Raw genomic sequence first — 11,810 nt, 5'->3', positions numbered from 1 at the left:
GATTCCACCATTAGAAACACGAAGATTAGAAGTAGCAGAAGTGATTCCACCGTTAGAAACACGGGGAGTAGTAGAATTAAATTCACTATTAGAAATGAGCATCCAAATAAACATATAATACATACACACACTTTAGACATAGGTATATACCTATGTCTTTTTTTGTGTAAATATTATAACCGTTGAATTATTTCAATTAAAATGTATAATTATAACATAAGGATATATATAGATAACGCTTTCATATAAACATTAGAAAAAGTATATATAAAGGAGAATAACAATGACAAGAATTGACTGGCAAGAGAGAAAAAACCTCACGATGCTTGCAGATTTTTATGAAGTAACTATGGCAAATGGATACTTTGAGCATGGTTTAAAAGACAAAATAGCATACTTTGATATGTTCTTCAGAAAGATTCCAGATGGTGGAGGATTTGCCATAATGGCAGGTGTAGAGCAATTAATAGAATATCTTAAGAATCTAGAATTCACTGAGGAAGATATAGAGTATTTCAGAAATAAGAAAATATTTAGCGACAAATTTTTAGATTATTTAGCAGATTTTAACTTTGAATGTGATGTTTGGGCAGTTAAAGAAGGTACCCCTATATTCCCAGGGGAACCAATAGTGAAGGTAAAAGGACCAGTAATACAAGCTCAATTTATTGAAACTATGATTCTTTTAACTGTAAATCATCAAAGTCTTATAGCTACTAAATCTAATAGAATAGTAAGAGCTGCAGAAGGGAGACCAGTACTTGAATTTGGTTCTAGAAGAGCTCAAGGCTATGATGGTGCTATTTTAGGAGCTAGAGCAGCTTATATTGGAGGCTGTGCTGGAACTGCATGTATAATAGCAGATAGGGACTACAATATACCTGCTACTGGAACAATGGCTCATAGTTGGGTTCAACTATTTCCAACTGAATTAGATGCCTTTAGAGCATATGCTAGGACCTATCCAGATAATTGTATTCTTCTAATAGATACCTATGATGTACTAAAGTCAGGAGTGCCTAATGCTATAAAAGTATTTAAAGAAGAAGTAGTATCAAAAGGTTATAGACCTAAAGGGGTTAGATTAGATAGTGGAGACATTGCTTATCTTTCTAAAATTGTAAGAAAAATGTTAGATGAAGCTGGATTAAAAGACTGTAAAATAATCGCATCAAATTCTTTAGATGAATATATTATTCGTGAATTAATATTACAAGATGCAAAAGTTGATTCTTTTGGTGTTGGGGAAAGACTTATAACATCAAAATCTGAACCTGTCTTTGGTGGAGTTTATAAACTAGTAGCTGTAGAAGAAGATGGAGAAATTACACCTAAAATAAAGGTAAGTGCAAACGTGGAAAAAATAACGACCCCTGGAGCGAAGGATCTATATAGGTTATATGATAGAGATAGTGGAAAGGCTATAGCTGATTTAATAACAGTAGAAGGTGAAAAAATAGACGATAGTAAAGCATATGAACTATTTAATCCTTTATATACGTGGAAAAGAAAAGAAGTAACAAATTTTAGAGCGGAAAAGATACTAGAAAAGATTTTTGACAAAGGAAAATGTATATATGAAAGTCCAGATGTAATAAGTATCAAAGAATTTTGCAAGGAGCAAATAGATACTTTATGGGAAGAAGTATTGAGATTTGAACATCCTCATAAATATTATGTAGATTTATCCCATGGACTTTGGAAAATAAAAGATGATCTATTAAATAAGCATTCAATAGAAAGATAGAGATGGTGATTAATCACCATCTTTTTTTTAGTGTGTCTATCTGGACATAATCTATATGGGAAAGCCCCTAACATAGAAGCTGATATAGGTGTTAGTCTAAGACAAGGATGTCAACTATGAGGCAGAACCTGAAGTAAGTTAGAGACGAAGTCTAAGTAAAATGAATGATTGATTTCTTACTAGGGAGGTTTTATTGACAGTTGGTTCAGTTAGTTTTGCAGCACCTGCGGCACCTTTGACAGATGTAATGGTTTATGCAGTAGGTTCAGAACAATATGGACAGTACGAATATTTAGATTATGATCAAATCAGGACAGTTGAAGATCATGGTGGAGACCCATTTTATATAGTAACGGCAGACTATGGGTATAGTAGACAGAGCAGTCGTATTGCAAAATTAAATGGAATTAAATTAGATTATATAGGAACAGAAGATATAGATACAAATGGAGATTCAATAGTTGATGTATTTTTACATTATTGGGATGCTAGTGGTCAAACAGGAGGGGAATTTACTTATCAAGCGACATCAGAAAATGCTCCATGGAATACTTATAGTGACTCTATTATAATAAGATAAAACTAGAGCATCTTTTAAAAGATGCTCTAGTTTTATGCTTCAATTCTTCTTAAATACTGAGCACATTTCATAAAATCATGATATGCTGACATATTCCCAAAAGATAATTGATTTTTAGCTCTATCTTTAAATGCTTCTATCCAATTCTTTCTCCCTTTATAGAACTGGTATATGAAACTATTCTCCTTAACTCCTGGTAGTCTTGATAAATCAAGAGTAAGGTGTCCTAGTTCAAGAAGTGTAATCTCCTTTGCTTTATAAAGTTCTTTACCTATCTCACATATTTCTTCAAATGTAGCATTTGTTACATCATATTTTTCTCCAAGCCTTTTCCAAATATCATCATTTTTATCTGTTTCTAGATGTGAGATATTTTTTACTTCAAAGTTATCATTATTATCTACTATTTTTGTAGTATTTGGTTTTAAGTAATAGCTATTTAAGTTATTAACCCCTGAAACTCTCAATCAAACTTCCTCCCTTCTAATTAGTATAATTTGGAATTACATTATATATGTCGGCAAAAATTATTAATAATTTACATTTATTAAAAAAATTTTAATTATAAGAGATTATATACAAAATAAAACTCCCTATTGGGATACTATGCGTAACAGTTCTCAAAAAAGGGCTCTATTTTTTCCTAAAATACCGGTTTATTAAATCCACTACCACGAATTTCTAATGTATCCATAACTGTCATAAATATATTAGGGTTAATAACAGGAAATAAATTTTTAACTACAAATAATTGTATTGTAGATCCCATACAGTTTATTACCTTTTGTTGGGTACGAGTATAGTCACCTTCTCCTTCTAGAAAAGTAACTCCTCTTTTAACTTTTCTATCAAAGAAACAGAATGTTCTTTTGAATAATCTGTAATTATTATCACTAGTTTTTGTATCAATTCCTTTGATTATCTTATCACCATCTTTTTTTAATACTGTTAAATAAATGTTAATAATACTATGTGTTGGGTATAAAATGAAATAACCGAAAATAAATACATGAAATTAATAGGAGGGTGTTATATGTTTATTAAAGCTATGATGGAAGAAGTAAAATTAAGAAAGGAAGCTGAGAAAAAGAAAGCTGCAGCTAAGAATTTAACAAAAGGAGTAACCATTGGTGGAGCAATAGGAGCCCTTGCAGGATTATTATTTGCACCTAAATCTGGTAAAGAAACTAGAGAAGATATAGCTAATAAAGCTAATGATACAAAAGACACAGTTAAAATAAGAGCCAACGAAACTAAAGAAAACTTAAAACTTAAACTAGATGAGACAAAAGAAGCAGTTAAAGCAACTACTGATGGATTTAAAAAAACAGTGAAAGATACTAAAAAGAATGTAAATGAAACTAAAGAAGCACTAGGTGAGACAAAAGATGCAATAGATAAAACGCAAAAAGATATAGAGAAAATAGAAGAAAAGAATAAAAAATAAAGGATTCTGACTTTATAAGTAGAATTTATTAATAAACAGAGCTTTAGGAGGTGTTGGCAATAGAAGCGGTTATATCAGTAAAAGACTTATTTATTATTTTATTATCTCTAGTAGGTATAGGTGTAGGTATATTCCTTATAATGGTACTTAAAAACTTAGCTGGAGTATTAAAAAATGTGAAATTATTAATTGAAGATAATCAAGAGAATATGGATAATGCTCTTAAACATCTTCCAGAAATAATGGAAAATGTCAACAGTATTACTGGGGAAGTAGAGTATGCTCTAGATGATGTATCTCAATCTGTACCTATCATAGTTAGAGATGTAGAAGGTATAACTACGACGGCCAGAATAACTGTAGAAAAGGCTGGAGAAACAATAAACACAGTGGAAGAAGGTGTTAAAGATACTGTGGAAACAGTAAGGGCTAACAGTGCAAGTATGACAACCTATATAAAGATAATAACGGAAATATTAAAAGTAGCAACTAGTAGATTATCAAAGTCAAAGGCCTAGCCTTTGACTTTGATAATTTATATTGACAAAAATGAAAATCATGATACAATGATAAGTCCTACGAGGATAAAGAAAAAAATAAATAATACTAAAAAAAAGCTATTATGGAAATGATTTCAAGACATAAATGAGTGTAAGTAGGTTGACATATTATAAGATCTTCTATATAATATATACTTGTCGACGGATAATTGACAGCAATAAAAAACAAGGAGAGATGGCTGAGTCTGGCTGAAGGCGCTCGCCTGGAAAGCGGGTAGGCGGCAACCCCGTCTCGGGGGTTCGAATCCCCCTCTCTCCGCCATTATAAAGATTTGCCGTGATAGATGGGGAGGTAGCGGTGCCCTGTAACCTGCAATCCGCTATAGCAGGGTCGAAGTCCTAGTTGAGGCCTAATCTGTTAGGGTCTGCCCTAGATAAGTGGTGTTGACGATTGGGTCCTACGCAACGGAAATTCATGAACCCCGTCAGGTCCGGAAGGAAGCAGCGGTAAGTGAACACTTTCGTGTGCCGTAGGGATGCCTGATCCGAGCTAACTGTCTAGGTAACGCCTGGTTGGTTATGTCGATTCTAGGTTCACGGCTTAAAATTTATTTTAACAAAAAGCTATGGATATCCATAGCTTTTTGTTGCATAAAGATTTATTGAAATTAGATTTTAAAAACATATTTTGGTATAATAATTAAGAAGATAAAAGAATATATAAATGAAGGTGAGATAATGGCATATCAGGCTTTATATAGGAGATTTAGACCCAGAACCTTTGATGATGTAATAGGACAAGAGCATATAACTACAATACTGAAAAATCAGATATTAAGGGATAATATAGCCCATGCATACTTATTCTCTGGAACTAGGGGTACTGGAAAAACATCCACAGCTAAGATATTTGCTAGGGCAGTTAATTGTATAGGAAATGAAGATGGAAACCCTTGTAATGAGTGTGAAGTATGTAGAGGAATATTAGATGATAATATTATGGATGTAGTAGAAATGGATGCTGCATCAAATAATAGTGTGGATGATATAAGAGATCTTAAAGAGAAAGTAAAGTATCCACCTTCTAAGGGGAAGTATAAAGTCTATATAATAGACGAGGTTCATATGCTTTCTAAAGGAGCTTTTAATGCATTACTTAAAACTCTAGAAGAACCACCAAAACATTTATTATTTATATTAGCTACAACAGAGCCTCAAAAGCTACCTGCAACTATCCTTTCAAGATGTCAACGGTATGATTTTAAAAGACTTACTGTAAAGGATATAGTAAATGCAATGAAAAGTATCTCTGACAAAATGGACATAGAGGTAGAAGAAAAAGGACTTAACTTAATAGCTAGGAATTCAGATGGTGCTATGAGGGATGCATTAAGTATATTAGATCAATGTGTTTCCTTTGCTGATGGTTCTATTACATATGAATATATACTGTCTATATTAGGAACAGTAAATAACGATATTATATTCGATATGTCCGATTATATTATTGCCAATGATCTCGAAGAGTCTTTAAGAACAGTAGATGAGTTAGTAGGAATGGGTAAGGATGTTCATCAGTTTATAAAGGATTTAATAAGTCATTTTAGAAATTTAATGGTATCTAAATCTTCGGATAAGTTAAATGATATAATAGATGGTACAGAAGAGATGATACATAAGTTTAAACAACAATCTCAGAATATAACATTAAATAAAATAATATCAATAATAAAATTATTATCTGAAGCAGAGATAAGTAGTAAATGGTCTTCACAACCTAGGATAATATTAGAAACTACTCTAATGAAAATAGCATCACCAGAATTAGATAATTCTCTAGATTCAATATTATCTAGGATAAGTATGTTAGAAGACACCATAAAAAAGGGTAATATAGTAATAAGTAAAACCTCTTCTAATGTTCAAGAGAATAAAAAGCAAGTAGAGGATAAAAAACCTTTAGAGCTAGAAAAGAAAGATAAAAAAGAACCTAAGGAAACAAAGGTTATAGAAGAAAATAGTCAAGATATCAATGAGGTTAAAGAATCTAATAATAATGTAGCTGTATCAATGAAGGATATCATAAAGGTTTGGCCAGATATACTTAAAAAGATAAAAACAGAAAGAATCAGTGTTCAAGCTCTATTATCAGAGGGGAGTCCTCATGATATAAATAATAATATTTTGTATATAGTCTTTAAAGATGGATTTGGATTCCATAGGGATGCAGTGAATAAAGATGATAATAAAAAGTATATTGAAGATGTCACTAATAGCTTTTTAAACTCTGATCTTACTGTGAAGTTTATAATGGAAAGTGAAGTAAATAATAAAAGTGAGATAAAAGATAGTTTAACAGAAGAGGTTATAAAGGTTTTCGGAGAAGACCTTGTAGAAATTGAAGATTAAATATGAATTAAGGAGGAATTATCAATGGCAAAAGGTGGATTTAAAGGAATGGGAAATATGGGTGGCATGATGAAGCAGATGCAACAAATGCAAAAGAAAATGGCTAAAATGCAAGCAGAGTTAGAAGAGAAGGAAGTAGAAGCTAGTGCTGGTGGAGGAGCTATAACAGTAAAAGTTAACGGAAAGAAAGAAGTTTTATCTGTTAATATAGACGAGGCAGTAGTTGATCCGGATGATGTTGAAATGTTAGAAGATCTTATTCTTGCTGCTACCAATGAAGCATTAAGAAAAGCAGAAGAAATGGTAACTAGTGAAATGTCCAAAGTAACTGGAGGAATGAATATTCCAGGGTTAATGTAATTTATTTAAGGGCCTTTTTAGGCCCTTTTACCATGTTGTACTTAATTTGGAGGTGAAAGTATGGATTATTTTGCTCAACCAGTAGCTAAATTAATAGAAGAATTTGCAAAGCTTCCAGGAATAGGAAAGAAGACAGCTCAGAGACTAGCTTTTCATGTATTAAATATGAATACCTCCGATGCTAATAGTTTAGCAAGATCTATTGTTGAAGCTAAAAAGAATATAAAGTATTGTAGTAATTGTTATAATCTTACAGATATAGACCCTTGTCGTATATGTGCTAACAAAAAAAGGGATGAATCTATTATTTGTGTTATAGAAGACCCTAAAGATATCGTGGCAATGGAGAGAACTAGAGACTATAACGGACTATATCATGTCCTTCATGGAAGCATATCACCAATGGAAGGGATAGGTCCTGAGGAAATAAAAATTAAAGAATTACTTCATAGACTACAGGGTGATACCGTAAAGGAAATTATACTAGCTACAAACCCAAATATAGAGGGAGAAGCAACAGCTATGTATATCGGTAAACTAGTAAAGCCTATGGGTGTAAAAACTACTAGGATAGCCCATGGTATACCAGTAGGTGGAGATTTAGAATATGCAGATGAAGTAACCTTATCAAAGGCCTTAGAAGGTAGGAGAGAATTCTAACTTGAACCCTCCCCTGTATAAATCAAATAAACTCTTATCATTATGCAAATTAGTTCTATAACAGAAAATAAACTTTTATCAAAAACATGCTATTAAAGAATCAAAAGATATCTTTAAAAGCATGTTTTTTCTTATGCTTTCCTTAACCATTTCTCCTTAAATCTATCCTTTGAACTAAAGCATTTACAATGAATACAGAAGATAAAATGGAAGAAAAGTTTTATCTAAACCATACTTTTAAAGAGTACAAATATCTTAAAGATATGGGTTTTGTTTATAGATTCATTATATTTAAGTGTTGACTTAAATGGATTAATATATTATAATCTATTTAAGTATTAACTTAATTAGATTTAGAGGTGAACTATGGAAAAAATATTAGAGGTTTTAAAAGCAATATCTGATGAGAAAAGATATAGAATTATTAATCTACTTTTACAACACAATTTCTGTGTAAAGGCTTTGGCTAAAAGGCTTAATCTATCACAGGCAGCAATATCCCAACATTTAAAAGTATTAAGGGAAGTGGGGTTAGTAAAGGGAGAAAAAATAGGATACTATACTCACTATACCGTAAACAAGGAGATCCTTGATGAAGTATCAAAAAGCATAAAGGAAATGTCTGAACTAGAAAGAACAGAAGATAAAAACAGTCATAAGTCTATAGAATAATTTTCTAAATAAGGGGGTGTAATTAGAATGTGTAAGGTTAATTGTGAACATCCAGAAAGAAGGAAAGACCCAAATAAAGAGTGCAGTCCAGAGCAGATAAAAAAATGCCATGGTGATGAAAAGGAACATTCTTGCTGTAAAGATGATAAATAATTTATAGTTCAAGCATATACAGAGTTTCCTTTTACTATAAGGAACTCTGTATATTACTGTGAATTATAATTGATATTACAAACTAGGAGGTGTACACATGAATATAGTAGAGGTTGTAAACTTAACAAAAAAATATGAAGATTTTACTGCTGTTGACAATATAGGTTTTTCTATAAAAAAAGGAGAAGTATTTGGATTTTTAGGGCCTAATGGTGCAGGTAAGACTTCAACGATTAACATGTTAACTGGATTATCTAAAGTTACAGAGGGTAGTATTAATATCTCTAGAATAGATGCTGTAAAAGAGATGAAAAAGGCTCAAGAAATAATGGGAATAATACCAGATGAAAGTAATCTATATAATGAAATGGATGGATTTGAAAATTTATGTTTTTGTGCATCTTTATATGGAATGGAAAAAGAAGAAAGAGAAAAGAGAGCAAGTTATCTTTTGAAGCAATTTGGTTTAGATAATACAGGAAAAAAACCGTTTAAAGCATACTCTAAGGGTATGAAAAGAAAATTAACAATTGCTGCAGGAATTATTCATAATCCAAAAATTCTTTTCTTAGATGAACCAACAACAGGGATAGATGTTGAAAGTGCAAGACAAATTAGAGAATTACTTAAGGATTTAAATAACAATGGAACAACTATATTTATTACAACTCATTACATAGAAGAAGCAGAAAGACTCTGTGATAGAATTGCCTTTATTGTCAAAGGCAAAATAGTTAAAATAGGAACAATTGATGAACTAATGCAAGAGGTACAGAAGGAAAAAATTGTACAATTTACCTTAGAAAATGGAGTTTTAGACATAAAAGGGGTTATTCAAGAAGAATTTCCAAGTTATAGGTTTGAAATTACTAATGATAATACATTTAGATTGTATTCAAAGGAAAATATAAGTCTAATGCCACTTATGAAATATTTTGATGATAAAGGATTAAATGTTTATGAAGCCAAGATAGTAAAACCATCATTGGAAGAAGTTTTTGTGAAAATAACGGGAATAGAGGTTTCAAAAATGAATAAAGATAAGGAAGGGGGTAAAAAATGAGGTCTTGGACAGCATATTGGAATATATTAAAAAAAGATATGAAAAATTATTATCTAAAACCACCTAATATTAGTTGGGGTATTATATTCCCGGTGGCTTGGACATTAATGTTCTTTATTAAGTCACAGTCCACATTGGGAATTAGAGATATATTACCGGGAGTTATGTCAATGTCAATATTATTTGGAACTACTTCCATGTTAGCAGTAACTATTACCTTTGAGAGAAAAAGTCGTTCCTTTGAAAGACTTCTACTAGCACCTATTAGTTTAAATCTCTTGATGTTATCAAAAACGACTGGAGCAATTTTATTTGGCATTATTAATGCCTTTATTCCTGTTATATTTGCATCTTTTATGATAGACCTTACAGGCATTAACTGGCTGATAGTTTTTGGAGGGGTATTGCTTATTGCCATTACATCTACATTTCTAGGATTATTTATTGCAGTATCTGTTAGTGAGGTATTTGAAGCCCAAACATTTTCTAATTTTTTTAGATTCCCAATGATTTTTTTATGTGGTCTTTTTATTCCAATAGACAGTTTGCCTATTATTATTAGACCATTGTCTTATGTATTACCATTAACATATGGTGCAGATATATTAAAATCAACAATAAACGGTGTGGGAGTTATACCAATATGGGGTGATTTTTTAGTCTTATTTGGATTTGCATTGCTATTATTTAGCATTAGTGTAAAGAACATTAAAGAAAAGTGGATTTATTAATATAATTAAAAATAACACTACAATCCACTTAATCTTTGTGCCTTAAAACTGTTACTATGTATAAACAATTTAAAGTCCTATCAAAAAGAAAAAGCAACAACAAAGTTCTATAACTGAAAATAAACTTTTATCACAAGACATGCTCTTAGAGGAATTAAAATACCTTTAAAAGCATGTTTTTTTATTGAAAAAATAAATAGAAAAAGAAGTAATAGAAAAGAATAGAATGCCTTAAAACTAATATATTGAAGTATTATATAGAAAAGAAAATAGAAAAGACAAATAGATAAAAACACCCCCTTAAACCTTACTCCTTATCCCTTAATTCTGAAAAGACTTTATTTACTTTTTTTTAGTTTGAAGGGTTAAGGATTAAGGAAAAGAGGGTAAAAACAAGGGTAATAATGATGAAATGTTGAAAATTGTCGAGAAAAGACGAATGAGAAAATGAGTGGGGGAGGGGGATTATTATGAAAAATTTATATTTAATTTTGTGGAGATCTTTATTTGATGTACATACTTGCATGCCTCTACCTTTTGGATGAACTTTATCTTATCGAATCTAAAATTTTAATAACTTTATTTACTGCTATAATTAGAATAATTTTACAATTAATGATATAATTTTATATAAATAACGATAAAACATGTGGTGAAATTTTGTTTCTGAAAATTTAATTGGAGTTTTTTTAGGGGAGAAGGGTAATATGATAAGCTATAAAAACTATTTTAAAAGATTGAAAAAGAAAAGTCTAAAAAAAATGGGAAAAGATAATACAAAAAGGCAAATTCAGATATTTGCTAAAAAATACTATAATATTTGTTATATCATTTTTGATAACAGGTGCAATCATTAAAGAAATTATAGGAGATGGACTTAATGATTGGCGAGAATTATTGCCTGGATTAATTGGTGGTTGTATAGGTTTTATTATTGGTATGAATATTTCATGGGAAAGAAATAAGAAGAAATATAACAAATAATTGGATTATAATATTTTGATTTTATGCCACTTCATTTATAAATTATGCAACAAACTAAAAAGAAAAGTTATAAATTTTAGGAGGTGCTATTATCAGAAAGATTATTAAATTTGTTAGAATAACCTTAGTTATTTTATCATGCTTATTACTTATTTTTGGCATATATGCGTGGATAGTAGAGTTAAGAATAAGCGATTCTGAATGGTTACCAATAATGGTTTCAAGTAGTTTGAATTTATTTCTATTGTTTATTTACTCGGCATTAGGAAAACGGTACATTAAACCTTTAAATATACAAGAAAATAAAATTATTAGGCTTTTATCCAAGATAGGATTTGGCGGAAACATAGTTTTATTTATATTCTGTATATTAATTATTGTTGGATTTGGTATTATTCCTTAATTAAGATTAGAAGACACAGTTTTAGTTCGCAATTTTTATAAACTACGCAGTAAAATGATTAAATAGTAGATTTTACTTAATGATAATTATGACAAAGTAGG

At 30.6% G+C, this 11,810-nt stretch carries 14 protein-coding genes, 1 tRNA gene and 1 other RNA gene; 14 read left to right on the top strand and 2 right to left on the bottom strand.

Features of this window, described 5'->3' with window-relative positions; translation table 11 throughout:
- Positions 1-283: 283 nt before the first annotated feature.
- Both GOQ27_RS13945 and GOQ27_RS13940 read left to right on the top strand, forming a co-directional pair.
- Positions 284-1,747: a nicotinate phosphoribosyltransferase gene (locus GOQ27_RS13945; protein ID WP_203367493.1), complete on the top strand. Its 1,464-nt coding sequence runs from the start codon at positions 284-286 to the stop codon at positions 1,745-1,747.
- Positions 1,748-1,940: 193 nt separating this feature from the next.
- On the top strand, positions 1,941-2,327 hold the full coding sequence (locus GOQ27_RS13940; protein WP_203367492.1) for a DUF4879 domain-containing protein: 387 nt from the start codon (positions 1,941-1,943) through the stop codon (positions 2,325-2,327).
- Between the two features lie 32 nt (positions 2,328-2,359).
- Here GOQ27_RS13940 and GOQ27_RS13935 read toward each other — a convergent pair whose 3' ends face one another.
- On the bottom strand, positions 2,360-2,794 hold the full coding sequence (locus tag GOQ27_RS13935) for a hypothetical protein (RefSeq protein ID WP_203367491.1): 435 nt from the start codon (positions 2,792-2,794) through the stop codon (positions 2,360-2,362).
- A 176-nt stretch (positions 2,795-2,970) separates the two neighbouring features.
- Positions 2,971-3,237: a DUF2179 domain-containing protein gene (locus tag GOQ27_RS16985; RefSeq protein WP_350445922.1), complete on the bottom strand. Its 267-nt coding sequence runs from the start codon at positions 3,235-3,237 to the stop codon at positions 2,971-2,973.
- Between the two features lie 123 nt (positions 3,238-3,360).
- Here GOQ27_RS16985 and GOQ27_RS13925 point away from each other — a divergent pair, with 123 nt between their 5' ends.
- The 12 genes from GOQ27_RS13925 to GOQ27_RS13875 all read left to right on the top strand — a co-directional run bounded on the left by GOQ27_RS13925 (position 3,361) and on the right by GOQ27_RS13875 (position 11,306).
- Positions 3,361-3,774 (top strand): YtxH domain-containing protein, encoded by a 414-nt coding sequence (locus tag GOQ27_RS13925; RefSeq protein ID WP_203367490.1) that lies wholly within the window; start codon positions 3,361-3,363, stop codon positions 3,772-3,774.
- Positions 3,775-3,827: 53 nt separating this feature from the next.
- On the top strand, positions 3,828-4,292 hold the full coding sequence (locus GOQ27_RS13920; RefSeq protein ID WP_203367489.1) for a hypothetical protein: 465 nt from the start codon (positions 3,828-3,830) through the stop codon (positions 4,290-4,292).
- A 211-nt stretch (positions 4,293-4,503) separates the two neighbouring features.
- Positions 4,504-4,596 (top strand) — tRNA-Ser (locus GOQ27_RS13915).
- Positions 4,597-4,609: 13 nt separating this feature from the next.
- Positions 4,610-4,874: signal recognition particle sRNA large type (gene ffs / locus GOQ27_RS13910), an RNA gene on the top strand.
- Between the two features lie 138 nt (positions 4,875-5,012).
- Positions 5,013-6,683 (top strand): DNA polymerase III subunit gamma/tau, encoded by a 1,671-nt coding sequence (gene dnaX, locus GOQ27_RS13905; protein ID WP_203367488.1) that lies wholly within the window; start codon positions 5,013-5,015, stop codon positions 6,681-6,683.
- Positions 6,684-6,707: 24 nt separating this feature from the next.
- Positions 6,708-7,043 (top strand): YbaB/EbfC family nucleoid-associated protein, encoded by a 336-nt coding sequence (locus tag GOQ27_RS13900; protein WP_203367487.1) that lies wholly within the window; start codon positions 6,708-6,710, stop codon positions 7,041-7,043.
- 60 nt (positions 7,044-7,103) lie between these two features.
- A complete protein-coding gene (recR, locus tag GOQ27_RS13895) occupies positions 7,104-7,703 on the top strand; it encodes a recombination mediator RecR (protein ID WP_203367486.1) in 600 nt (199 codons plus the stop codon).
- A gap of 366 nt (positions 7,704-8,069) precedes the next feature.
- On the top strand, positions 8,070-8,375 hold the full coding sequence (locus tag GOQ27_RS13890; RefSeq protein WP_203367485.1) for an ArsR/SmtB family transcription factor: 306 nt from the start codon (positions 8,070-8,072) through the stop codon (positions 8,373-8,375).
- 27 nt (positions 8,376-8,402) lie between these two features.
- Positions 8,403-8,528: a hypothetical protein gene (locus GOQ27_RS17370; protein ID WP_286673037.1), complete on the top strand. Its 126-nt coding sequence runs from the start codon at positions 8,403-8,405 to the stop codon at positions 8,526-8,528.
- Positions 8,529-8,625: 97 nt separating this feature from the next.
- Positions 8,626-9,591: an ABC transporter ATP-binding protein gene (locus GOQ27_RS13885; RefSeq protein WP_203367484.1), complete on the top strand. Its 966-nt coding sequence runs from the start codon at positions 8,626-8,628 to the stop codon at positions 9,589-9,591.
- Positions 9,588-10,322, top strand: a complete 735-nt coding sequence (locus tag GOQ27_RS13880) for an ABC transporter permease (RefSeq protein WP_203367483.1) — start codon at positions 9,588-9,590, stop codon at positions 10,320-10,322. The genes GOQ27_RS13885 and GOQ27_RS13880 overlap by 4 nt, the downstream gene beginning before the upstream one ends.
- Before the next feature lie 834 nt (positions 10,323-11,156).
- Complete coding sequence (locus tag GOQ27_RS13875) at positions 11,157-11,306, top strand: hypothetical protein (RefSeq protein ID WP_203367482.1); 150 nt, start codon at positions 11,157-11,159, stop codon at positions 11,304-11,306.
- The last annotated feature ends 504 nt before the right edge of the window (positions 11,307-11,810 follow it).

The sequence above is a fragment of the Anaeromonas frigoriresistens genome (assembly GCF_016820655.1).
Classification (GTDB): Bacteria; Bacillota; Clostridia; order Tissierellales; family SIT17; genus Anaeromonas; species Anaeromonas frigoriresistens.
This window is presented reverse-complemented; position numbering and strand designations above follow the sequence as displayed.